The sequence below is a fragment of the Streptomyces sp. KL109B genome, from assembly GCF_030766935.1.
Classification (GTDB): Bacteria; Actinomycetota; Actinomycetes; order Streptomycetales; family Streptomycetaceae; genus Streptomyces.
Map to the genome: position 1 here is coordinate 387658 of NZ_JASERL010000003.1, position 23453 is coordinate 411110.

Genomic DNA, 23453 nt, shown 5'->3' on the forward strand with positions numbered 1-23453 from the left:
CTACTGGCCGGCGGTGTCCCCACCGGTCGTGTCGCCAGCGGTGTCGCCGCCGGTGGTGTCGCCGCCCGCCGTGTCACCGCCGGTGGTGTCGCCGTTGCCACCGTCATCACCGCCGCCGCCGATGACGCCGTCGTCGGGCGGCGAGGGCGTGTCGTCGGACGGCTCCGTCGACTTCGTCGGCGTCGGGGTCGGCGTCGGAGTCGGCTCCTGCGACTTCGTCGGCGACGGGTTGGTGGTGGTGGGCTGCTGCGTCGGCGTGTAGCCGGTGTCGCCGCCCGTGCTGGTGCCCGGCTCCTCCGTGGCCTCCGACGTGTCCTCGTCGGTGGCCGTCTCGCTGGGCGAGGAGGACTTCTCGGACTTGGTGGCCGTCGGCGACTTCTTGTCGGTGGGGGTCTTGTCCTTGCCGTCGCCGCCGCTGAGCGCCCAGGCGACGCCCACCGCGATCGCGATCACGGCGATCGCCGCGATGATCCACAGCTTGCCGCGGCCGCCGCCGTTGCCGTTCCCGCCGCCCTCGAAGCCGCCGTCGTCGCCGCCCGGCGGGCGCAGCATCGGCTGCTGGGCCGTGCCGGAGTCGCTCGGGTGCTGCATCGCCGTGGTCGCGGCGACGCCCATCGCGGGCGTGGAGCCGCCCTCGTGCGCGTCGAGCGGGCCGGTGTTCCAGGTGCCGGTGTGGCCACCCTGCTCGTACAGCATCTGCAGGCCGTACTGGACGAGGCCGCGCATCTCCTCGGCCGTCTGGAACCGGTCGTCCGGGTCCTTGGCCAGCGAGCGCATCACGAGCCCGTTCAGCTCCGGCGGCACCTCGTCCAGGACCTCGGAAGGCAGCACGGGGGTGTCCTGGACATGCTGGTAGACCACGGACAGCGGGGTCTCGCCGGTGAACGGCGGGCGCAGCGCGAGGAGTTCGTAGAGCAGGCAGCCGACCGCGTACAGGTCGGAGCGGTGGTCGACGGCCTTGCCGAGGGCCTGCTCGGGCGAGAGGTACTGGGGGGTGCCCATGACCATGCCGGTCTGCGTCATGGTCGACTGGACGCCGTGCAGGGCGCGCGCGATGCCGAAGTCCATCACCTTCACCGCGCCGGTGTTGGTGATGATCACGTTGGCGGGCTTGATGTCGCGGTGCACGATGCCGTGCTGGTGCGAGTAGGCGAGCGCCTCCAGGACACCCGAGACGATGATCAGCGCCTGCTCGGCGCCCGGCGCCTCGGCGCTGAGCAGCAGGTCGCGGATGGTGCGGCCCTCGACCAGCTCCATGACGATGTACGGGACGGTGCTCCCGGCGACGACGTCCTCGCCGGAGTCGTAGACCGCGACGACCGCGTGGTGGTTGAGCCCCGCGACCGACTGGGCCTCACGGGTGAAGCGGGCCTTGGAGACCGGGTCCTCGGCGAGGTCCGAGCGGAGCAGCTTGACGGCGACCTGACGCCCGAGGCGTACATCCTCGGCGGCGAACACCTCCGCCATGCCACCCCGGCCGAGTCTGCGGGTGAGCCGATAACGCCCATCCCCGACGAGCCCGCCGTTACCCCAGTTCTCCGGCGCATCTGACATACCGCCGCCAGTCGCCTCGGGGTCGGACGGGCCCTGAGCGCGCTGCTGCTGTGCCATCAGTCCTCGCCGTCGTTTCTGTCCGTGCTGCCGGATCCATACATCGGAGTACGCCTTGAGTACGCGCGGTTGCGAAATACCGACTCCGTCGGGCCACGCTACAGGCATCGGCCACCTCGCCGTTCCGAGATGGACCGGACATCCAACCCGTTGCCGTGCACCCCTTGCAAATCGTGAGCGGGATTTTCCCGGCGCCTTCATGGTGATTTCGTGATCATTTTGGTCAACGTGTGAGGACGGGTGACGGACGGTGGCGTCGGACGAGAGGGCCGTTCGGTGACCGAGTTCACACATGCGTCGGGGCCCGCCCCTGTCCGGACGGGCCCCGACGTCTGTTGGGCCGTATGCCTGTTGACCTAGAGGTACGGGCCGCCGGCGCGGCCGCCCAAGTGCGGGTCCTCGCCCTCTTCCTCGCCGCCGCCGACGCCGGGCGGCAGGGCGCGGCGCATCTGCTCCAGCTGGGCGCGGGCGGCCATCTGCTGGGCGAAGAGCGTCGTCTGGATTCCGTGGAAGAGGCCCTCGAGCCAGCCCACCAACTGAGCCTGCGCGATGCGCAGTTCGGCGTCGCTCGGGGTCGTCTCCTCCGTGAAGGGGAGGGAGAGCCGCTCCAGTTCCTCGACGAGCTCGGGCGCGAGGCCGTCCTCGAGCTCCTTGACCGAGCTGGCGTGGATCTCCTTGAGGCGCTGCCGGCTCGCTTCGTCGAGGGGAGCCGCGCGCACTTCTTCCAGCAGCTGCTTGATCATGCTGCCGATGCGCATCACCTTGGCGGGCTGTTCCACCATGTCGGTCACCGGGATCTCGCGGTTCTCGTCGCCACCGCCGCCGCCAAGCGCCATACCGTCCTGGCCCACGACCAGGACCTGCGGGTTCTCCGGCGACTGTTCGTTCCTCGGCATCTCCATGCCGCCATTCTCTCGTACGCCACTGTCACGTCTCGGTGGTGCCCCCGGCGCGGCCTGATCCACCGCACGGCGGCGCACGGAAATCCGGCGTGCCCGTTTTATTACGTTATGTGAGGCTGAGTGCAGGCATCGGGAAGAACCGGCGGCGGAAGGGGGCAGGGATGCGGCGGCTTCGGCCACTTCGGCCACTTCGGCGACTTCGGCCACTTCGGCGACTTCGGTGGGCGACCGGGCTTCTGGCCGCCGTGCTGCTGTCCCTCGCGGTGTTCCTGACGGTGCCGACGGCCCTCTCGTACGCCGCCTCGTCCGCCGCCGCATCCTCCGACTCGTACGCCGCCGAGCCCGCGCCGCACGGTTCCCTCGCGGGCAGCGGGGCCGGGGTGGGCAGGACCCCGCCGGGGCGTGCGCTGCCCACGCCGACCCCCACCGAGGCGGAGCTGCCGCCGCGCCCCACCGGGCCCGCGCCGACCCTGACGCCGGAGCCGCGACCGAAGCCGTCCGACTCCGCGCGGCAGGCCGTCGGCGAGCCCGGGACGGGGCCCGTGGTGAACGTGCTGCCGTTCGGAGCGGGGCTGCTGCTCACGGGCCTCGGCCTCGGGTTCCTGGCGCTGCGGCTACGTAGGTGACCTGTCGGGGCGACCTGCCGGGGAGACCTGCCGAGGTGACCTGCCGAGGTGACCTGCCGGGGAGACCTGTCGAGGTGGCCTACTGAGGTGACCTGCCGGGGAGACCTGCCGAGGTGACCTGCCGGGGAGACCTGCCGAGGTGGCCTGCCGAGGTGGCCTACTGGTTGGTGAGCAGGACCTTGCCGATGTGGCCCGACTCCTCCAGGACCCGGTGGCCCTGCGCGGCGTCGCTCATCGGCAGCTTGCGGTCCACGATCGGCCGCACATGGCCGCCCTCGACCAGCGGCCACACATGCTCGCGCACGGCCGCGACGACCGCCGCCTTCTCGGCCAGCGGGCGGGCCCGCAGCGTGGTCGCGGTGATGGCGCCGCGCTTGCCGAGCAGCGTCGCGATGTTCAGCTCGCCCTTCACGCCGCCCTGCATGCCGATGATGGCGAGGCGGCCGCTGGTGGCGAGGGCGTCGACGTTGCGGTTCAGGTACTTGGCGCCCATGTTGTCGAGGATGACGTCGGCGCCTGCCCCGGCCGTGTTCTCGCGGATCTCCTCGACGAAGTCCTGCTCGCGGTAGTTGATCAGGATGTCCGCGCCGAGCTCCGCGCAGAAGTCGAGCTTCTCCTTGGTGCCGGCGGTGACCGCGACCTTCGCGCCGACGGCCTTCGCCAGCTGGATCGCCATGGTGCCGATGCCGCTGGAGCCGCCGTGCACGAGGAAGGTCTCGCCCGGGCGCAGGTGGGCGATCATGAAGACGTTGGACCAGACGGTGCAGGTCACCTCGGGCAGCGCGGCGGCCGTGGCCAGGTCGAGGCCCTTCGGCACGGGCAGCAGCTGCCCGGCCGGGACGGCGACCTTCTCGGCGTAGCCGCCGCCGACGAGCAGCGCGCACACCTCGTCGCCGACCGACCAGCCGGAGACGCCCGCGCCGAGCGCGACGATCCGGCCGGCGCACTCGAGACCTGGATAGGGGGACGTGCCGGCGGGCGGGTTGTAGAAGCCCTGCCGCTGGAGCAGATCGGCGCGGTTGACGGCGCTGGAGACCACCTCGACCAGGACCTCGCCCTCGCCGGGTTCGGGGTCGGGGACCTCCGTCCAGACGAGCGCCTCGGGTCCGCCGGGTTCCGGGATCGTGATCGCATGCATGGCCGCGAGGCTACTCCCGTGGATCACCCGCGGGGAGGTGCTCTCACGCGTGTGCCCGTACGGTCCCGTGCCGCGCGTACGCGTCTCGTACGGTCCCGTGCCGCATGTGCTCGTACGGTTCCCGGGCCGGGGTCAGTCGCGGGGAGTCGGCTTCATGTCCGGGGCCAGCGGGGTCCTGGGCGTGACGCGGGTGATCGTGATGAGACGGTCCGTCGGCTTGAGCGAGCCGACCGCCGAATCGTCGTAGCCGAGCACCCGGTGCCCGCGGACGACACTGACGACCAGGTCCTCCGTCTCCTTCGGTTTCAGGCCCACCTCGGCCTTGGTGACCGGCCGTTCGACCAGATCGAGGCCGGAGCCCTTCTGGATGAGGTCCTCCATGACCATGCCCGCGTGCGGGCTGAGCACGGACAGGCCGAGCAGCCGCCCCGCCGCGCTGGCGCTCGTGATGACGGCGTCGGCGCCGGACTGGCGCAGCAGCGGCGCGTTCTCCTCCTCGCGGACCGCGGCGACGATCTTCGCACCGCGGTTCAACTGCCGTGCGGTGAGCGTCACCAGGACCGCCGTGTCATCGCGCTGCGTAGCGATAATGATCTTCCGGGCCTTCTGCACCTCGGCCCGCAGCAACACCGAGCTACGGGTGGCATCGCCGGTCACGCCCGCGTAGCCATGGGCGTTCGCGGTCTCGATGACCTTGGGGCTGGGGTCGACGACCACCACCTGCTCGGGCTTCAGGCCGGTCGCGCAGACGGTCTCGACCGCGCTGCGCCCCTTCGTTCCGAAGCCGACGACGACAGTGTGGTCACGCAAGGTGGACCTCCAGCGTTTCAGGCGCCATTCCTCCCGCGTCCGTTCCGTGAGGACTTCGAGCGTGGTGCCGACCAGGATGATCAGAAAGAGCACACGCAGCGGCGTGATGACGAAGATATTGGTGAGCCGCGCCCCGTCACTGACCGGCGTGATGTCGCCGTATCCCGTGGTGGAGAGGGTGACGGTCGCGTAGTAGAACGCGTCGAGAAGGTCGACGCCGCCGTCTGAGTTGTCGGTGTAACCGTCCCGGTCCACCCACACGATCAGTGCCGTGACGACGAGCACGGAGAGCGCTATCAGCACGCGCCGGGCGACTTGGAGCAGCGGACGCTCGACGATCCGGCGGGGCAGGGTCACCCGGTAGGTCGCGGTCCGCTCGTCCTCTTGGCGTGCGATGGCGTCATCGCCGGCCAGTTTCACGTGAAACACCCTTCGTTTCCCGCCGGGTTGAGACCGGGCAGGCCGGGGTTCCACGACCACGGCAGGTCGAGGATCTCCACCTCCTGCCCCTCCTTGGCGCCGCCGGGCGGGATGACGGCGAGCCCATCGGCGGCCGCGATGCCGCGCAGCATGGCCGGGCCGTTGTAGTGCAGCGGCACCGCCCACTCGTGCCCGCTGCCGTCGTCCTGCCGCAGCACGATGGGGATCAGGCGGGTGTCGTGGGGATGGCCGGGGGCGGGGGTGTGCAGAGGGGCGGTGTACGCGTCCGGGCCGCTGCCCAAGTCGCCCTGCTCACCGTGTGCTTGGCGCTGCGCCGGGCTGTGCGTCGGGTCCTGGGCGCGACCCGAGAGCACCCGCAGCAGCGGTTCGGCGAGGGTCAGGAGGCCGGAGACGGCGGCCAGCGGGTTGCCGGGGAGGCCGACGAGGTGCTGCCCCTCCTTGAGGCGGGCGAGCAGCATCGGGTGGCCGGGGCGGACGGCGACCCCGTCGACGAGGAGTTCGGCGTCGAGGGCGCGCAGGGTGGGGTGCACATGGTCGACGGGCCCGGACGCGGTGCCGCCGGTGGTCACGACGAGGTCGGTCCTGGCCTCTCGTACGGCCTTGAGCAGCGCCTTCGCATCGTCGCCGAGCCTGCGTACGGCGGTCACCTCGACGCCGAGGGCGCGCAGCCAGTGCGGCAGCATCGGGCCGAGGGCGTCCCTGATGAGGCCCTCGCGGGGCAGGCCCGAGGTGAGCAACTCGTCGCCGAGGATCAGGACTTCGACGGTCGGGCGCGGGACGACGGTCAGGGTGTCGTAGCCGGCCGCGGCGGCGAGGCCGAGGACGGCCGGGGTGACGAGCGCGCCCTCGGGCAGCAGCAGGTCGCCGCCCCGGCACTCCTGGCCGCGCGGCCGGATGTCCTGGCCGTGGGCCACCTCGTGCAGCGGGTGCAGCTGGCCGGCCGCGTCGAGGTGCCCGTGCTCGCTGCGGATGACGGCCGTGGCCTCCGGGGGCACGCGGGCGCCGGTCGCGATCGCGGCGGCCTCGCCGTCGGCCAGCGGGGCGGGCGCCTCGTGCCCGGCGAGCAGGCCCTCGCCCACCACGGTCCAGGGCCCCGGGCCCGCCACGACCCAGCCGTCCATCGCCGAGGTGTCGAAGGAGGGCAGGTCGGTCAGGGCGGTCAGCGGCGCCGCGAGGACGAGGCCGAGGGCCCGGTCGAGGGGGAGACCGGTCGAGCCGCGCGGGCCGCGTTCGGCGCGGGCGGCGGTGCGGCGGGCCGCGGTCCAGGAGCTCGCGGAGTGGCGGGGGGCGTGCCGCGGCTGCGGGGCGCTGGGGGCGTCCGGGGCGTGGCTCTGGTCGCCGGTGCGGCCGGTGTTGCCGGAGTTGCCGGAGCCACGGCCCTGGCCCCGGCCCCGGCCCCGGTTGTCGTTGGCCAGGGCGAGCGCCTCGTCCACGTCGACGTCCATCGGGTCGACGTCCATCGGGTCGGCCTGCGCGGACCGCCCGTTGGGGGCGCTCATCCCGCGTCCGGCTTGGTTTCGGCCTCCTGCGCCCAGCGGTTCGCGAGCTCGGCCGCCTTCGCCGCGGCGGACGCCACGGCTTCGGGGCCGCCTCCTGCCTGCGCCGCCGCGTATCCGACGAGGAACGTCGTCAGCGGCGCCGCGGGGCGTGCGACACCGTGCGCGGCGTCGCGGGCGAGGTCGAGGAGGACGCCCGTGTCGACGTCCAGGTCGATGCCCAGTTCGTTCTTGGCTGCGGTGATCCATTCGTCAAGCACTCGTCCATGCTCCCTGATACGTGACCGGGCGGCGGCGATGTCGTCCCAGGTGTCGCAGTCGAACGACGCGACCGGGTCGGTGATTCGGGTGAGGCGGAGGTTCCGGGTGAGCAGTCGCAGCGGCAGGCCGGTGAGTCCCCCGTGCTCCGCCGCGAGTTCGCCGAGCACCCGGCGCAGTGCCGCGTACCGGTAGGCGGCTACGAGGGGCTGGTCGCGGCCGTCGCCGTCGGTGAGCAGCGCGGCGTCGACGTCCCCGTCCCCGTCCTCGTCCTCAAGGGCGGTCAGGAGGCGTCGTACGGTCGGCTCCCCCAGGAACGGCAGATCGGCGGAGAGCACGAGCACGCTCTCCGCCGCCGGACCGTCTTGGGTTCCGTCTTGGGTTTCGAGTCCGCGAACTCCCGCTTCCAGCGCGGCGAGCGGGCCGCCGCCCGGGGGCTCCTCGCGGGCCCAGACGACGGGGCGCGCGGTGTCGCGCGGATCGGCGACCACGACGGTGGCGCGGGCTCCGGCGCACGCGTGCAGGACCCGGTCGAGCAGCGCGCGACCGCCGACCCGTACTCCGGGCTTGTCCGCGCCTCCGAGGCGGCGCGCGCCGCCTCCGGCGAGGACGATGGCGTCGTACGGGTTCATCCCCCGAGTATGGGCTCAGGGGCGATCATTGCCACCCATCGGGCCCCGTCGCGCCCCGTCGCACCCGGTCGGGCACGGCGGGCTCGGGCCCGGTCACAGCGTGCGCAGCAGCACCGCCGGGTTCTCGACGCAGTCCGCGACGTACCGCAGGAAGCCGCCCGCCGTGCCGCCGTCGCACACCCGGTGGTCGAAGGTGAGCGAGAGCTGGACGACCTGGCGGACCGCCAACTCCCCTTCGTGCACCCACGGCTTGGCGGCTATTCGGCCGACGCCGAGCATGGCCGCCTCGGGGTGGTTGATGATCGGCGTGGATCCGTCGACGCCGAACACCCCGTAGTTGTTCAACGTGAAGGTGCCGCCGGTGAGTTGCGAGGGCGACAGGGTTCCGGAGCGGGCCGCCTCGGTGAGCCGGGCGAACTCGGCGCTCAGCGACTCGGCGCCGCGCGCGTGGGCGTCCCGTACGACGGGCACGACCAGGCCCCGCTCGGTCTGCGCGGCGAACCCGAGGTGCACCTCGTCGAGCCGGACGATCTCGCGCCGCTCCGTGTCGACCGTGGCGTTCAGCTCCGGGTAACGGGCCAGGGCCGCGGTGCAGATGCGGGCCAGGAGGGCCAGGACGGAGATCTTGGGGCCCGCGGCGGCGCTGGCCGCGGCGTTCATCGCCACGCGCGCGTGCATGAGTTCCGTGGCGTCGGCGTCCACCCAGCAGGTCGCGTCGGGTATCTCGCGCCTGCTGCGGGAGAGCTTGTCGGCCACGGCGCCGCGGATGCCGCGCAGGGGTGTGCGGTGCTCCTGTGGGGCGGGCGCCTGGGCGGGGGCCGACGCGGGGGCCTGCGCGGGGGCGGCGTTCGCAGCGTTCGCCGCGTTTTCCACATCCGCCCTGAGGATCAGTCCGTCGGGCCCGGACCCGGTCAGCGCTCTGAGGTCCACGCCGCGGTCACGGGCGAGCTTGCGGACGAGCGGGGAGATCACGGGGACGGGGCCCTGGGCGCGCGGGGCGCTCTCCGGGGCGGCGGGCACGCTGTCCAGCGGCGCGGGCCGCATCCGCCTGCGCCGGGTCGGCGCGGTGCTGGTCCCGTACCCCACCAGTACGTTCCCCGAGCCCTCGGCTGCCTTCTCCGGTGCCTTCCGGCCCGCCTCTTGCCGCGCCTGTACGGGCTCCCGCGCCGGTGCGGGCTCCTCGGCCGCCGTCGACGGCGCGGGAACGTCCGACAGGGGAACGTCCGAAGGCGACCGCGCGCCGACGGCCACCGTCAACAGCGGCGCCCCGACCGGAAGTTCGCTGCCCTCGTCGCCGAACCGGGCCGTGACCACACCCCCGTACGGGCACGGCACCTCGACCATCGCCTTGGCGGTCTCCACCTCGACGACGGGCTGGTCGACGTCGACGACGTCACCGACCTTCACCAGCCACTGGACGATCTCCGCCTCGGTGAGACCCTCCCCGAGGTCGGGCAGCTTGAACTCGAGCACCTGCGCCATTACCCCACCGTCCCTCACTGATCCCATTGCAGCCGCGCCACCGCGTCCAACACCCGGTCGACTCCGGGCAGATGGTGCCGCTCCAGCATGGGCGGCGGATACGGAATGTCGAAACCGGCCACCCGCAGCACCGGCGCCTCCAGGTGGTGGAAGCAGCGCTCGGTCACGCGCGCGGCGATCTCCCCGCCGGGCCCGCCGAAGCCGCCCGACTCGTGCACGACGACCGCGCGCCCCGTGCGCCGGACGGACGCGGCGACCGTCGCGTCGTCGAACGGCACCAGCGAGCGCAGGTCGACCACTTCAAGATCCCACCCCTCCCCTCGGGCCGCCTCCGCCGCCTCCAGGCAGACGGGGACGGACGGGCCGTACGTGAGCAGCGTGGCACTGGTGCCGGGCCTGCGGACCACTGCCCTGCCTATCGGAAGAACGTCTTCCGGTGCCTCGGGGTTCCAGGAATCCTTCGCCCAGTAAAGGCGCTTGGGCTCCAGGAAGACGACCGGGTCGTCGGAGGCGATGGACTGCCGCAGCAGCCCGTACGCGTCCGCGACGGTGGCCGGAGTGACGACGGTCAGGCCCGGCGTCGCCATGTAGTACGCCTCGGAGGAGTCGCTGTGGTGTTCTACGCCGCCGATCCCGCCGCCGTACGGAATCCGGACGGTGATGGGCAGCGGCAGGGCGCCGCGCGTGCGGTTGCGCATCCGCGCGACGTGCGAGATCAGCTGCTCGAAGGCGGGGTAGGCGAACGCGTCGAACTGCATCTCCACGACGGGCCGAAGCCCGTACATCGCCATGCCGACGGCGGCGCCGAGGATGCCGGCCTCGGCGAGCGGGGTGTCCGTGCAGCGGTCCTCGCCGAACTCCTTGGCGAGCCCGTCGGTGATCCGGAAGACGCCGCCCAGGGTGCCGACGTCCTCGCCCATGACGTGCACGGCGGGGTCCTCGGCCATGGAGTCGCGCAGCGCGCGCCCGAGGGCCTGCGCCATGGTGGCCGGTTTGGTGGCGGGCTTGGCCTTCGGCGGCCGGGCCACAGTGGTCATTCCCGGTCCCCTTCCGCCGCTGCCTCCGCCTCCGCTTCCAGCTCGGCGCGCAACTGCGCTGCCTGCTCTGCCAGTTGCGGCGTCTGCTGGGCGTACACGTCGCCGAACAGGTCCATCGGGTCGAGCGCCGGGTCCCGGTTCATGTGCTCGCGCAGTGCGGCGGCCCGCTGTTCGGCGTCGTCGCGGACGGCCCGGATGCCGTCCTCGTCGATGAGGCCCCGGCCGGTCAACTCCCGTTCCAGGAGCCGGACCGGGTCGTGGGCGCGCCACATCTCGACCTCGGCGTCGCCGCGGTAGCGGGTCGCGTCGTCGGCGTTGGTGTGCGCGTCCAGGCGGTACGTGACGGCCTCGACGAGCGTCGGGCCGCCGCCCCCACGCGCGCGGGAGACCGCGTCGGTGAGCACCTCGTGCAGGGCGGCGGCGTCGTTCCCGTCGACCAGGCGGCCCGGCATGCCGTAGCCGACGGCCTTGTGGGCCAGGGACGGCGCGGCGGTCTGCTTGGCGAGCGGCACGGAGATCGCGAACCCGTTGTTCTGCACGAGGAAGACGACGGGGGCCCGCCACACGGCGGCGAAGTTCAGCGCCTCGTGGAAGTCGCCCTCACTGGTGCCGCCGTCGCCGACCATGGCGAGCGCCACCACATCGTCGCCCTTGAGGCGCGCGGCATGTGCGAGGCCCACGGCGTGCGGGAGCTGTGTCGCGAGCGGGGTGCTGAGCGGCGCGATCCGGTGCTCGCGCGGGTCGTAGCCGGTGTGCCAGTCGCCGCGCAGCAGGGTCAGGGCCTGTACGGGGTCGAGGCCGCGGGCGACGGCGGCGAGGGTGTCGCGGTAGCTGGGGAAGAGCCAGTCCCGCTCCGCCAAGGCCAGCGCGGCGGCGACCTGAGCGGCCTCCTGGCCGGTCGACGAGGGGTACACGGCGAGGCACCCCTGCTTGGTCAGCGCGGTCGCCTGCGCGTTGTACCGGCGGCCGCGCACCACCTCCGCGTACAGGCGGCGCAGCAGTTCGGAGTCGACGTGGGCGGCGGCCTCGGTGCCCAGGACCCGGTGGGGCTCGGCGTCCGGCAGCAGCGGCGCGGGGTCCGTGCGGGGCTGCCAGGCGGGCGGCGGCACGGGCCTGCCCTCGCGCGCGGCCCGCTGGTCCATGACCGTCATGACGGCACCTCCTCGTGGGAGCGGCTCGGAAGGCGCGTCGGGTGTGATGCGCCTCACCTACCGATTGTTCGGTCGACGGCACATTTTGGCTACAGGCACCTTCAGGCTGTGGACAATCGGTTCTCCACAGCCTGAGATGAAAGCAGTACGTCCATGGTAAGGAGGCGGGGGCGGATGGCATCTGAACAAATGGCCGAGGGCTCCACAGGCCCCGGGGGCCCGGCTCCCGACCCCGCGGCCCGCCCCCTGGACGCCATCGACCGGGACATCCTTCAGCTGCTCCTGAGGGACGGCCGCGCGTCGATACGGTCCGTCGCCGAACAGGTCCACGTGTCCCGCGCGAACGCCTACGCGCGCATCAACCGCCTCATCGAGGACCGCGTGATCCGCGGATTCGGCGCCCGCGTCAACCACGAGCGGGCGGGCCAGGGCGCCTCCGCCTACATCACGCTCAAGATCGTCCAGAACACCTGGCGGACCGTGCGCGAACAGCTGCGCAGGCTGCCGGAGGCCTCGCACATCGCCCTGGTCAGCGGCGACTTCGACGTCCTGATCCTGGTGCACACCGAGGACAACAGGGCGCTGCGCGAACTGGTCCTCACCAAGCTCCAGTCCATCCCCGAGGTGCTCAGCACGCGCACGCTGCTGGTCTTCGAGGAGGAGGACCTGGAACCGGACTCCTAAGAGCCTGATCCTCCGGGGCTCAGCCCTCCTTGCGCAGCCCCTGGAAGACCAGCTCGACCACGGCGTCCGCCACTTCGCGGTCGCCGAGCCCGCCGCCGTCCGGCCGGTACCACTCCACCAGCGAGTTGATCATCCCGAAGACGAGCCGGGTGGCGAGCCGTACCTCGATGTCGCCGCGTACGTCCCCGTCGGCCGCGGCCGCCTTCAGCAGCTCGGCGACCTGGTGGTCGAACTCCCTGCGCCGCTCCATGGCCCACCGCTCGGTGTCGGTGTTGCCGCGCACCCGCAACAGCAGGGTGACGTAGGGCAGTTCACCGGTGAGCACCTCGACCATGCGCCGGGTGACGTACTCCAGGCGCTCGATGGCGCGTCCCGCGCGCGCGGGTTGCTCGTCGAGGATCCCGAAGAGGCCGTCGAGCGCGCGGCTCACGGCGCGGCGCAGCAGCTCCTCCTTGCCCGCCACATGGTGGTAGATCGACGACTTGGAGATGCCGGCCGCCTTGGAGAGGTGCTCCATGGAGGTGCCGTCGTAGCCGCGCTCGTTGAAGACGGTGACGGCGACGGCGAGCAGGCTGTCGGGCGTGTAGGTGTCGCGGCGCGCGACCGCGTCCCGGCGTGCGGTGGTCATGCGGAGCCCTCCCACTTCTTGGGGGTGTACGAGTGCCTGAGGAGGGCCAGTGACGGCGCGTGCCGCCCGGAGGGGTCGCGCTCGTGCAGCTCCTCCAGCAGGCCGCGGGCCCAGCCGCGGCCGAGCGCGCGGTCCCACTCCAGGGGTCCGAGCGGGTAGTTGACGCCCAGGCGCATCGCGGTGTCGATGTCGTCCTCGGTGGCCACCCCGCGCGCGTGGGCGTCGTGCGCGAGGTCGATGATCCGCGCGACGGTGCGGGCCACGATCATGCCGGGCACGTCGCCGATGACGCTGACCTTCTTGCCGAGCGCCTGGAAGAGTCCGACGGCCTCGCCCAGGGTGCGCGGGTTGCCGTCCTGGCATGCGGCGAGGGCGATGCGGGTGGCCGCGCGGTAGTCGTGGGCGAGGTCGAAGTAGACGACGTCGCGGAACTCGATGGACGTCTGGCCGTCCGCCTGGACGAGCTGGCCGCCGCTGGGCAGCAGGATCCGCGTGCCCTTGTCCTCGTCCTCCTGGACGACCTCGATGCCCGCCTCGCGCATCATCGGGATCAGCGCGCCCGCGGAGTCCAGGTCGCCCTCCACGGTCACGCGCGCGGGCGGCAGGGCCGGTGGCGCCGTGTGCGGTTCGGGAAGTTCCTCGCCGTCCCCGTACGCGTACCAGCCCTGCCCCGACTTCCGCCCCAGGCGCCCGGCCTCCACCAGGCGGCGCTGGGCCAGCGAGGGCCGGAACTTCGCGTCCTGGAAGAAGCCCTCCCACACGGAGCGCGTCACGGCCTCGTTGACGTCCTGCCCGATCAGGTCGGTCAGCTCGAAGGCGCCCATCCTGAAGCCGCCGCACTCGCGCAGCACGGCGTCGATGGTGGCGGGGTCCGCGCCCTGCTCCTCGTACACCGCGAACGCCTCGGCGTAGAAGGGCCGCGCGATCCGGTTGACCAGGAAGCCGGGGGTGTCGGCGCAGGCCACGGGGGTCTTGCCCCAGGCGCGGGCGGTCTCGTACGCGCGCGTGGCCGCGGTGACGTCGGTGGCGGCGCCGGAGACGACCTCCACGAGCGGCAGCAGGGGCGCCGGGTTGAAGAAGTGCAGCCCTACGAAGCGGCCCGGCCGGCGCAGCGCCCCGCCGATCGCCGTCACGGACAGGGAGGAGGTGTTGGTGGCGAGCAGGCAGTCGTCCGCGACGACGTCCTCCAGCTCGCGGAACAGGTCCTGTTTGACGTCGAGTCGCTCCAGGACGGCCTCGACGACGAGCGTGGCGGGCGCCAACTCGCCGATGCTCTGCGCTGGTTCGAGCCGGGCGACGGCGTCCGCGCGCTCCTCGGCGGCCATCCGGCCCTTCTCGACGAGCCGGTCGAGGCGCGCGGCGATCGACTCGGCGGCGCTCCTCGCACGGCCTGGCACGGCGTCGTACAGCCGGACGGGATGCCCGGCGACGAGGGCGACCTGGGCGATGCCCTGGCCCATGGTGCCGGTTCCGACCACGCCGACGAGGCGGTCAAGTGCTGTCATGCACGTGATCCTCCCGTACCCGTCCCCGCGGCGGGGTTCCGGGGCTCGTCGGTCCGGCCGCCCATCGCTTTTGGACCGCTTTTCCCTGGCTTTCCCTCGGCTTTTCCACAGCCCCTTGCCCCGACCGATCGTTCGGTTACTCTAACTCTGTTGGTCCTTTCCTGCCCAGTCCCGCCCAGCCCAGCCCCGTCCCGTTCCAGTCCCGCCCAGCTCGCCGGCTCGACGAGGAGCCGCAGTCCAGGAGGAGTTGGTCCGCCATGGCCGCCGCCGCACTCACCTCGCACGATCTGATCGCCAAGCACCGGCCGACCCTCGACCGGACGCTGGAAGCGATCCGCACGCGCGCGTACTGGTCCCCGCACCCCGAGCACCCCAAGGCGTACGGAGACGCCGAGACCGGCAGCCTGAGCATGCCCGAGGGCAAGGCCGCCTTCGACGCCCTGCTCGGCACCCGTCTCGACCTGGGCCAGCCCGGCACGGACGACTTCGTGGGCGGCGAAGTGTCGCCGTACGGAATCGAGTTGGGCGTCACCTACCCGCACGCCGACATCGACGTGCTGCTGCCTGCCATGCGCGCGGGCATGCGCGCGTGGCGCGAGGCGGGCGCCGAGGCGCGCGCGGTGACGTGCCTGGAGATCCTGGCCCGGATCAGCGCGCGGACGCACGAGTTCGCGCACGCGGTCATGCACACCAGCGGCCAGGCCTTCATGATGGCGTTCCAGGCGGGCGGCCCGCACGCGCAGGACCGCGGCCTGGAGGCGGTGGCGTACGCGTACGAGGAGCAGGTGCGCACCCCGGACGCCGCGCAGTGGTCCAAGCCGCAGGGCAAGCGCGATCCCCTGGTCCTGGACAAGGAGTTCACGCCGGTCGCGCGCGGCGTCTCGCTGCTGGTCGGCTGCAACACGTTCCCCACGTGGAACGGGTATCCGGGCCTGTTCGCCTCCCTGGCCACCGGCAACCCGGTCCTCGTGAAGCCGCACCCGCGCGCGGTGCTGCCGCTCGCGCTCACGGTGCGCATCGCCCGCGAGGTCCTCGCCGACGCGGGCTTCGACCCGAACCTGGTGGCGCTGGCCGTCGAGCGTCCGGGAGAGGGCATCGCCAAGACCCTCGCCGTACGCCCCGAGGTGAAGATCATCGACTACACGGGGTCCACGGCCTTCGGCGACTGGCTGGAGACGCACGCCCGGCAGGCGCAGGTCTACACGGAGAAGGCCGGCGTCAACACCGTCGTCATCGACTCCACGGACGACTACAAGGGCATGCTGGCGAACCTCGCCTTCTCGCTGTCCCTCTACAGCGGCCAGATGTGCACGACGCCGCAGAACCTCCTGATGCCGCGCGAGGGCATCACCACGGACGAGGGACCCAAGGCGTACGACGAGGTGGTGGCGGACCTCGCGACGTCGGTCGGCGGCCTGCTCGGCGACGACGCGCGGGCGAACGGGCTGCTGGGCGCGCTGGTCAACCCGGACGTGCGGGCCCGCCTCGACGCGGCCCGCGGAATCGGCGAAGTCGCCCTGCCCTCAAGGGAGATCGCCAACCCGGACTTCCCGGACGCCGTCGTGCGTACGCCGGTGATCGTGAAGCTGGACGGCGCGCGGAAATACTGGGAGGGGGCCGACGCGGAGGCCGCCTACATGAGCGAGTGCTTCGGCCCCGTCTCCTTCGCGGTCTGTGTCGACACGACCGGCGACGCGGTGGAGCTGCTGCGCCGCACCGTGCGCGACAAGGGCGCCATGACGGTCGGCGCCTACACCACCTCCGAGGACGTGGCGCAGGCCGTGGAGGAGGTCTGCCTGGAGGAGTGCGCGCAGCTCTCGCTCAACCTGACGGGCGGGGTGTACGTGAACCAGACTGCGGCGTTCTCCGACTTCCACGGCTCGGGCGGCAACCCGGCGGCGAACGCGGCGCTGTGCGACAGCGCGTTCGTGGCGAACCGCTTCCGGGTGGTGGAGGTGCGACGGGCAGCCGCGTAAGGCCCTAGGGGGCGTGGGCCCAGGCTCTACGGGGCGTGCGTGCTGTGTGCGCTCCAGTGGAAGAGCGTCATGCCGACGCTGGTGGCCAGGTTGTAGCTGGAGACCTGGGGCCGCATCGGCAGCGACACCAACTGGTCGGCACGCGCGCGTAGTTCCGCCGACAGGCCGCTGCGCTCGGACCCGAAGGCGAGCAGGGCGTCGTCGGGCAGCTTCAGGCCGCGGATGTCCGCGCCCTCGGGGTCGAGCGCGTACAGCGGCCCGCTCGGCAGCTCGTCCACGTCCAGCCGCTCCACGGCGGTCGCGAAGTGCAGCCCGGCCCCGCCCCGTACGACGGTGGGGTGCCAGGGGTCGAGGTCGCCGGTGGTGACGACGCCGGTGGCGCCGTAGCCGGCGGCGAGGCGGATCACGGCGCCCGCGTTGCCGAGGTTGCGCGGGTTGTCGAGCACGACGACGGGCGTGGTGCGGGCCTCGCGTCCCAGGGCGGCCAGATGGGCGTCCCGCGCGGGCCGCCCGGCGAGCGCGGCGACGCCGGTCGGGTGCAGGCGCGGCACGAGCCCCCGCAGCACGGCGTCCGGCACCTCCACGAGGAGCCGCGCCAGGTCCCGTACGACATCGGGGGCGAGGTCCTCGGCCAGGGCGAGCGCGGCCGCCCGGTCGACGGCGAGCGCGACGGGGACGTCGGCGCCGAAGCGTACGGCGTGCTTGAGGGCGTGGAAGCCGTCGAGCAGCACCGCCGCGTCGGCCCGCCGCTGCCAGGCGCGCACGGCGTCCTCGGCCCGCTCCTCGCGCATGCCGCCGTCCGCCGCACTCGTCCCACTCGTCCTGTTCACGCCGTTCACACCCTTCACGGCAAGAAGCCTACGTGCGCACGGCCGACTGCTCCGCCGCCACGGTCTCGCCGCTCGCCTCCGCGGGGCGGGCGCCGGGCACCGCGCCACCCTTCGCAGCCTTCGTAGAAGGAAGAACGCGACCACGCGCGCGTGCCGCCCAGCCGCCGACGCGCCGCAGGAAGGACGTCGGCAGGAACACCGCGTCCGCGGCGATCATCGCGAGCGAGAAGAAGGGCAGCCCCAGCACGACGGCGATGACCGCGTGCTCCAGCATCATGAACACCAACAGGACGTTCTTCAGGCGCCGGTTGAAGACGGTGAACGGGAAGGCGACCTGCACGGCCACCGTCCCGTACGTCACGAGCAGCACCATCGGGCCGAACGTGCTCAGCAGGTCGCCCAGGGCGGGCCAGGGCGAGAAGTAGTCCAGGTGGAGCGGGTAGTAGACCGCGGTGCCGTCCTGCCAGCGGCTGCCCTGGATCTTGTACCAGCCGGCCGTCGCGTAGATCAGGCACGCCTCGACCATGACCACGAGCAACCCGGCGTTGTGCATCAGATTGGCGATCACGTCGCACAGCAGGCGGGAGTCGCCGTGCGGATCGCGGCGGTTCACGGCCCACCACACCCCGTGGCCTGCCCACAGCGCCCAGAAGAACAGCAGCCAGCCGCCACCGACCTGCCCCATGAACGTGATCGCGGCGAGGACGAGCCCCATCGCCCACCACAGCACGATCCCGAACCGGTCCTCGGCCCCCCGCCGCGCCCTGCGGGCGTCCAGCGACCAGACCTGGCCGCACCGCGTGAAGATCAGGTAGATCGACATGAGGTGGATGACGTTGTCGCCGCCGTCCCCCATGAAGACGCTGCGGTTCTGCAGGGACAGCACACCGACCATGAAGAGCACCGACATGGTGCGGGTGCGCCAGCCCAGCATCAGCAGCACGGACGACAACACGGCCACTACGTAGACGAGCTCGAACCAGCCCTGCCCGTCGGACCACATGAGCGCGCTGAACGCGTGGTTGTCCTCGATGAGCTGCTGCGCCATGCCCCAGCTCCACGGCCCGTCGGGGCCGTACATCTCCTGCCGGTGCGGGAACTCGCGCAGCAGGAACAGCAGCCAGGTCGCGGAGAACCCGATGCGGATCACGGCGCTCTGGTAGGGCGCGAGCGAGGACGCGGAGATCCACTGGAGGCCGTCGGCCAGCTTCCGCTGGAGGCGGATCACGGGGTTCGCGGGGTTCTCGGTATTCACCGGAGGTACGTGGCTCATCGGTCACCGCCCGCCCGCGACTGCACGCGCGCACCGCTGTCGAGCGGCGCGTCACTGGAGGTGACCGTCCACCACGGCACCTGCCGGTACACCGGCTTCTGGTTCACCTTCTCGTCACTCCACTTCGGAGGATCGACCATCGTCGTCTTGGAGCGGATCTGGACGCGCTCGACGGTCTCGCCCTTGCCCGCGGTCCCGAGCCGGTCGAGGCGCAGCACGAGGATGCGGCGCAGGTACTGCTCGGACAGGGTGCCGCGCAGCCCGCTCGGCCGGTTCTGCTCGTCGTGGGTCCCGGTGTAGATGTCCCAGGCGCGGCGCAGCTCGTTCTGCTGGGTGTGGCTGGGCAGCAGGTTGCCGTCGATGGCGGCGCCGTCCTGCGCGGACAGGTCGTACCAGCGGCTCGAGCGCAGCTCCCCGTCGGGCGTACGCACCTCGGCACGGGCCTGCACCGCGACGTTCTGCTGCAGCGGGTTGGGCGCGAACAGCTTCCAGTTCTGCTCGAACTCCGGGTAGATCCACGCGCCGACCAGCTCGCCGTGCCGCTTGGTGACCGTGTTCGCCGGCGCGACGTGCAGGAACACCATCAGGATGTGGACGCAGGTGACGAGCGCGATACCGGCGAGCGCGAACCCGGCGGTCATCCGATAGCCGGGGGAGAGCGCGGCGAGGCCCCTGCGGGCGGGAGCCGCGCCGGAGCGCGGGCCGTCCGACGCGGTCGCCTCAGGCGCGACGGCCGACCCGGTCGTGGCGGCCGCGGTCGGCCCGGTCGTGGCGGTCGGCCCGGTCGAGTCCGGCAGGCGGGGGCGCGGCGGAGCCGACGGGTCCGTCGTGAGCCGGGCGCCCTCGTCCGCGGCGCCTGCTTCTGTCTCCATCGGTGCTCCCCGATCCCGATCCGGTTCTGACGGTCCCGTGTCCGACCCGCTGCCCGACGCCCCGTCGCCGAACCGATTCCGCTTCCGCGCCGCCGCCCCGCCGGACGATGCATCGGAACGGTACTGGGGAGCGCCCGCACGGCACAGGCGTCCGAGGTTATCCACAGCCCGACTGCACAGGGTTGACACCTTACGGCGCCTGGACCCACCATTGAATCCGACGGACCGAACGATCGGTCGGGAGCCTGGGTCGAGGGGGACCGAGAATGGCGACAGCAGCGCCGCGGCGGACGAAGACAGAGGTGACAGGGGCGTTCCAGGCCGCGTTCGACGCGGCGGTGGCGGCGGACGAGCGCATCGAACCCCGCGACTGGATGCCCGACGCCTACCGCGCGACGCTCGTGCGCCAGATCGCCCAGCACGCCCACTCCGAAATCATCGGCATGCAGCCGGAGGCGAACTGGATCACGCGCGCCCCCTCGCTGCGCCGCAAGGCGATCCTGATGGCGAAGGTCCAGGACGAGGCGGGGCACGGCCTCTACCTCTACAGCGCGGCGGAGACCCTCGGCACCGGCCGCGACGAACTCCTCGACAAGCTGCACAGCGGCCGCCAGAAGTACTCCTCGATCTTCAACTACCCCACGCTGACCTGGGCCGACGTCGGAGCGATCGGCTGGCTCGTGGACGGCGCCGCGATCACCAACCAGGTACCGCTGTGCCGCTGCTCGTACGGGCCGTACGCCCGCGCGATGGTGCGGATCTGCAAGGAGGAGTCCTTCCACCAGCGCCAGGGGTACGAGCTGCTGCTCGCGCTCAGCCGCGGCACCGAGGCCCAGCACGCGATGGCACAGGACGCCGTGGACCGCTGGTGGTGGCCGTCCCTGATGATGTTCGGCCCGCCCGACGACGAGTCGGCGCACTCCGCGCAGTCCATGGAGTGGAAGATCAAGCGGCACTCGAACGACGAGCTGCGCCAGCGCTTCGTCGACATCTGCGTCCCCCAGGCCGAATCCCTCGGACTCACGCTCCCCGACCCGGAGTTGAGGTGGAACGAGGAGCGCGGGCAGCACGACTTCGGGGCGATCGACTGGTCCGAGTTCAAGGCGGTCCTCAAGGGCAACGGGCCGTGCAACGAACAGCGCATCACCCAGCGCAGGCACGCCCACGAAGAGGGCGCGTGGGTGCGCGAGGCCGCCGCGGCCCACGCCGCCAAGCACTCCACATCCACCACGGCGACCCGAGAAGGCAGGGCGGCATGAGCGACACCCCGAGCAGCGCCACCGACAGCGCCTCCGGCACCAGCTCCACCGGCGCCGCGGACTGGCCCCTGTGGGAGGTCTTCGTACGCTCCCGCCGCGGCCTCTCCCACACGCACGCCGGCAGCCTGCACGCCCCGGACGCCGAACTGGCGCTGCGCAACGCGCGTGACCTGTACACCCGGCGCGGCGAAGGCATCTCCCTGTGGGTCGTGCCGTCCGCGTCGATCACCGCCTCCTCGCCGGACGAGAAGGACCCCTTCTTCGAGCCCGCCGCCGACAAGCCCTACCGGCACCCGACGTTCTACGAGATCCCGGAAGGGGTGAAGCACCTGTGACGCGCCCCTCGGAAACACCTGTGACGCAGCCTCGTACGCACGAGACGACGGACACCGCGTCCGCCGCCGCCCTGGCCCTCGGCGACGACGCCCTGGTGCTCTCGCACCGCCTGGGGGAGTGGGCGGGCCACGCCCCCGTCCTCGAAGAGGAGGTCGCCCTCGCGAACATCGCCCTCGACCTGCTCGGCCAGGCCCGCGTCCTGCTGAGCATGGTCGGCGACGAGGACGAACTGGCGTACCTGCGCGAGGAACGCGCCTTCCGCAACGTACAACTGGTCGAGCAGCCCAACGGAGACTTCGCCCGCACCATCGCCCGCCAGCTCTACTTCTCGGCCTACCAGCAGTTCCTCTACGCCCAACTGGCCGAGCGGGAATCCGAGTTCACACCCCTCGCCGTCAAAGCGGCCAAAGAGGTCGCCTACCACCAGGACCACGCCCGCCAGTGGACACTCCGCCTCGGAGACGGCACCCAGGAGAGCCACACGCGGATGCAGCGCGCGGTCGACGCGCTGTGGCGCTACACCGGAGAGCTGTTCCAGCCCGTCCCCGGACTGGACCTCAACCCGCAGGAGCTCCGGGCGAGTTGGACCGCTTCCGTCACCGACACCCTGCGCGAGGCGACGCTGACCGTGCCCGAAGGGCCACAGCTCGGCGCCTGGAGCGCCGGAGCCGGACGGCAGGGCGTCCACACCGAGCCCTTCGGCCGGATGCTCGCCGAGATGCAGCATCTGCACCGCAGCCACCCGGGGGCGTCATGGTGAGCACCGCGAAGGCCCCAGGGACCGGGCACGAAACCCGGCACGAAACCCGGCACGAGACCCCGCTCGAAGCCGAACTGCGCAGCCTGGCCGGGTCCGTACCCGACCCCGAACTGCCCGTACTGAGTCTGGAGGAGCTGGGCGTACTGCGCGCCGTGCACGCGCGGGGACCCGGCTCCGTGGAGGTCGAGCTCAGCCCCACCTACACCGGATGCCCCGCGATCGAGACCATGTCGGCCGACATAGAGCGGGTGCTGCACGAGCACGGCATCCCCGAGGTCACCGTCCGCCCGGTACTCTCCCCCGCCTGGACGACGGACGACATCACACCCGAAGGCCGCCGCAAGCTACAGGAGTTCGGCATAGCGCCACCCCGCACGACGCGCGCACCCGCGGGCGCGGGCCCGGTGGCCGTACCGCTGGGCCCGACCCGGCACACGTCCGAACCGTCCGCGCCCCTGGACGCGATCGCCTGCCCGCACTGCGGATCGACGGAGACCGAGCTGCTGAGCCGGTTCTCCTCCACCGCCTGCAAGGCGCTGCGCCGCTGCCTGTCCTGCCGCGAACCCTTCGACCACTTCAAGGAGTTGTGATGGCGCACGAAGGGGGACGCGCCCGCTTCCACCGGCTGCGCGTCACGGCGGTCGACCGGCTCACCGACGACTCCGTGGCGCTGACCTTCGCCGTGCCGCAGGAGCTGCGCGAGGCGTACCGCTTCACCCCGGGCCAGCACCTCGCACTGCGCCGCACCGCGGACGGCGCGGAGATCCGGCGCACGTACTCGATCTGCTCGACCGCCCCGGCCGACGAGGCACCGCGCAGCCTCCGGGTGGGCGTACGCCTGGTCGACGACGGCGCCTTCTCCACGTACGCCCACAAGGAGATCGCCGTCGGCGACGAGCTGGAAGTGATGACACCGGCGGGCCGCTTCACCCTCGACCCGACCCCCGAAGCCGACCCCAACACCGGCACCGGCACCGCCCCGGTCTCCGGGCACTACGCGGCCGTGGTCGGCGGCAGCGGCATCACACCGGTCCTGTCCATCGCCGGCACCCTCCTGGAGCGGGCGCCCGAGGCCCGCTTCTGCCTGATACGCAGCGACCGCAGCACCGCGTCGACGATGTTCCTGGAGGAGGTCGCCGACCTGAAGGACCGGTACCCGGACCGGTTCCAGCTGGTCACCGTGCTCTCCCGGGAGGAACAGCAGGCGGGGCTCGCGTCCGGCCGGCTCGACCAGGAGCGACTCGGCGCACTCCTGCCCGCGCTGCTGCCGGTGGAGCGAGTGGCGGGCTGGTACCTGTGCGGGCCGTACGGCCTGGTCCAGGGAGCCGAGCGGGCCCTGCGCGCCCTCGGCGTACGGCGCGAGCGCGTCCACGAGGAGATATTCCACGTCGACGACGGGCCCGCCGCCAAGGACCGCCCGGCCACGCCGACTCCCGCGCACAGCACGGTGACCGCGCAGCTCGACGGCCGTTCGGGAACCTGGCCCGTACAAGGCGGCGAGTCCGTTCTGGAGACGGTGCTGCGCAACCGGCCGGACGCGCCGTACGCCTGCAAGGGCGGCGTCTGCGGGACCTGCCGCGCCTTCCTCGTCACCGGATCGGTGCGCATGGACCGGAACTTCGCGCTGGAGGCCGAGGAGACCGACGCGGGCTATGTGCTGGCCTGCCAGTCGCACCCCACCACGGAGGGGGTACAGGTGGACTTCGACCGCTGAGCGCGAGCGAAGCCCGTGGGGCCCACTGTTCC

At 72.2% G+C, this 23453-nt stretch carries 22 protein-coding genes; 8 read left to right on the forward strand and 14 right to left on the reverse strand.

The window, feature by feature from the left end:
- Together RBJ65_RS13080 and RBJ65_RS13085 are read right to left on the reverse strand one after the other, a co-directional pair.
- Entirely contained in the window at positions 1-1611 is a 1611-nt protein-coding gene (locus RBJ65_RS13080; RefSeq protein WP_306323796.1) for a protein kinase, read from the reverse strand.
- Between the two features lie 356 nt (positions 1612-1967).
- Complete coding sequence (locus RBJ65_RS13085; RefSeq protein ID WP_306323795.1) at positions 1968-2513, reverse strand: bacterial proteasome activator family protein; 546 nt, start codon at positions 2511-2513, stop codon at positions 1968-1970.
- Between the two features lie 245 nt (positions 2514-2758).
- Between RBJ65_RS13085 and RBJ65_RS13090 the strand changes: the two genes are divergently transcribed.
- The gene (locus RBJ65_RS13090; RefSeq protein ID WP_306323794.1) at positions 2759-3139 is read left to right on the forward strand and encodes a hypothetical protein; all 381 of its coding nucleotides are present in this window, start codon (positions 2759-2761) and stop codon (positions 3137-3139) included.
- A 157-nt stretch (positions 3140-3296) separates the two neighbouring features.
- On the opposite strand, the gene RBJ65_RS13095 is transcribed toward RBJ65_RS13090, so the two are convergent.
- From RBJ65_RS13095 to pdhA, 7 genes are all read right to left on the reverse strand, one after another.
- Positions 3297-4277 carry an NAD(P)H-quinone oxidoreductase gene (locus RBJ65_RS13095; protein ID WP_306323793.1) on the reverse strand — a complete coding sequence of 327 codons (981 nt, stop codon included), beginning with the start codon at positions 4275-4277 and terminating at the stop codon, positions 3297-3299.
- A gap of 132 nt (positions 4278-4409) precedes the next feature.
- Complete coding sequence (locus RBJ65_RS13100) at positions 4410-5516, reverse strand: TrkA family potassium uptake protein (protein ID WP_372341458.1); 1107 nt, start codon at positions 5514-5516, stop codon at positions 4410-4412.
- Entirely contained in the window at positions 5504-7027 is a 1524-nt protein-coding gene (locus RBJ65_RS13105; RefSeq protein WP_306332131.1) for a molybdopterin molybdotransferase MoeA, read from the reverse strand. Before RBJ65_RS13105 ends, RBJ65_RS13100 begins: the two co-directional genes overlap by 13 nt.
- Positions 7024-7914 (reverse strand): DUF6457 domain-containing protein, encoded by an 891-nt coding sequence (locus RBJ65_RS13110; RefSeq protein WP_306322644.1) that lies wholly within the window; start codon positions 7912-7914, stop codon positions 7024-7026. The genes RBJ65_RS13105 and RBJ65_RS13110 overlap by 4 nt, the downstream gene beginning before the upstream one ends.
- A 93-nt stretch (positions 7915-8007) precedes the next feature.
- The gene (locus RBJ65_RS13115; RefSeq protein WP_306322645.1) at positions 8008-9396 is read right to left on the reverse strand and encodes a dihydrolipoamide acetyltransferase family protein; all 1389 of its coding nucleotides are present in this window, start codon (positions 9394-9396) and stop codon (positions 8008-8010) included.
- Positions 9397-9410: 14 nt separating this feature from the next.
- Positions 9411-10433 (reverse strand): alpha-ketoacid dehydrogenase subunit beta, encoded by a 1023-nt coding sequence (locus RBJ65_RS13120; protein WP_306322646.1) that lies wholly within the window; start codon positions 10431-10433, stop codon positions 9411-9413.
- Positions 10430-11584: a pyruvate dehydrogenase (acetyl-transferring) E1 component subunit alpha gene (gene pdhA, locus RBJ65_RS13125; protein ID WP_306322647.1), complete on the reverse strand. Its 1155-nt coding sequence runs from the start codon at positions 11582-11584 to the stop codon at positions 10430-10432. The genes RBJ65_RS13120 and pdhA overlap by 4 nt, the downstream gene beginning before the upstream one ends.
- A gap of 174 nt (positions 11585-11758) precedes the next feature.
- Between pdhA and RBJ65_RS13130 the strand changes: the two genes are divergently transcribed.
- A complete protein-coding gene (locus RBJ65_RS13130) occupies positions 11759-12268 on the forward strand; it encodes an Lrp/AsnC family transcriptional regulator (RefSeq protein ID WP_372341414.1) in 510 nt (169 codons plus the stop codon).
- A gap of 19 nt (positions 12269-12287) precedes the next feature.
- Here the strand turns inward: RBJ65_RS13130 and RBJ65_RS13135 are convergent, their stop codons facing one another.
- Together RBJ65_RS13135 and RBJ65_RS13140 are read right to left on the reverse strand one after the other, a co-directional pair.
- A complete protein-coding gene (locus tag RBJ65_RS13135; protein ID WP_306322648.1) occupies positions 12288-12896 on the reverse strand; it encodes a TetR/AcrR family transcriptional regulator in 609 nt (202 codons plus the stop codon).
- Positions 12893-14401 (reverse strand): 3-hydroxyacyl-CoA dehydrogenase, encoded by a 1509-nt coding sequence (locus tag RBJ65_RS13140; protein ID WP_306322649.1) that lies wholly within the window; start codon positions 14399-14401, stop codon positions 12893-12895. Before RBJ65_RS13140 ends, RBJ65_RS13135 begins: the two co-directional genes overlap by 4 nt.
- Positions 14402-14658: 257 nt before the next feature.
- Here RBJ65_RS13140 and paaN point away from each other — a divergent pair, with 257 nt between their 5' ends.
- Entirely contained in the window at positions 14659-16377 is a 1719-nt protein-coding gene (paaN, locus tag RBJ65_RS13145) for a phenylacetic acid degradation protein PaaN (protein ID WP_306322650.1), read from the forward strand.
- A 26-nt stretch (positions 16378-16403) separates the two neighbouring features.
- On the opposite strand, the gene RBJ65_RS13150 is transcribed toward paaN, so the two are convergent.
- From RBJ65_RS13150 to RBJ65_RS13160, 3 genes are all read right to left on the reverse strand, one after another.
- The gene (locus RBJ65_RS13150; protein ID WP_306322744.1) at positions 16404-17168 is read right to left on the reverse strand and encodes an RNA methyltransferase; all 765 of its coding nucleotides are present in this window, start codon (positions 17166-17168) and stop codon (positions 16404-16406) included.
- Positions 17169-17235: 67 nt separating this feature from the next.
- Complete coding sequence (locus tag RBJ65_RS13155; protein ID WP_306322651.1) at positions 17236-18480, reverse strand: HTTM domain-containing protein; 1245 nt, start codon at positions 18478-18480, stop codon at positions 17236-17238.
- Positions 18477-19352: a DUF5819 family protein gene (locus tag RBJ65_RS13160; protein WP_306322652.1), complete on the reverse strand. Its 876-nt coding sequence runs from the start codon at positions 19350-19352 to the stop codon at positions 18477-18479. The genes RBJ65_RS13155 and RBJ65_RS13160 overlap by 4 nt, the downstream gene beginning before the upstream one ends.
- Before the next feature lie 266 nt (positions 19353-19618).
- On the opposite strand from RBJ65_RS13160, the gene paaA reads away from it, so the two are divergent.
- Genes paaA through paaE form a run of 5 tightly spaced genes read left to right on the forward strand, consistent with a single transcriptional unit; the run spans position 19619 to position 23421 of the window.
- Positions 19619-20611, forward strand: coding sequence for a 1,2-phenylacetyl-CoA epoxidase subunit PaaA (gene paaA / locus RBJ65_RS13165; RefSeq protein ID WP_306322653.1), 993 nt, complete (start codon positions 19619-19621; stop codon positions 20609-20611).
- Positions 20608-20946: a 1,2-phenylacetyl-CoA epoxidase subunit PaaB gene (gene paaB, locus RBJ65_RS13170; RefSeq protein ID WP_306322654.1), complete on the forward strand. Its 339-nt coding sequence runs from the start codon at positions 20608-20610 to the stop codon at positions 20944-20946. The genes paaA and paaB overlap by 4 nt, the downstream gene beginning before the upstream one ends.
- Before the next feature lie 20 nt (positions 20947-20966).
- Positions 20967-21707: a 1,2-phenylacetyl-CoA epoxidase subunit PaaC gene (gene paaC / locus RBJ65_RS13175; RefSeq protein WP_306322655.1), complete on the forward strand. Its 741-nt coding sequence runs from the start codon at positions 20967-20969 to the stop codon at positions 21705-21707.
- A complete protein-coding gene (gene paaD / locus RBJ65_RS13180) occupies positions 21701-22297 on the forward strand; it encodes a 1,2-phenylacetyl-CoA epoxidase subunit PaaD (RefSeq protein ID WP_306322656.1) in 597 nt (198 codons plus the stop codon). Before paaC ends, paaD begins: the two co-directional genes overlap by 7 nt.
- Positions 22297-23421 (forward strand): 1,2-phenylacetyl-CoA epoxidase subunit PaaE, encoded by a 1125-nt coding sequence (gene paaE / locus RBJ65_RS13185; RefSeq protein WP_306322657.1) that lies wholly within the window; start codon positions 22297-22299, stop codon positions 23419-23421. The genes paaD and paaE overlap by 1 nt, the downstream gene beginning before the upstream one ends.
- Positions 23422-23453 lie beyond the last annotated feature (32 nt).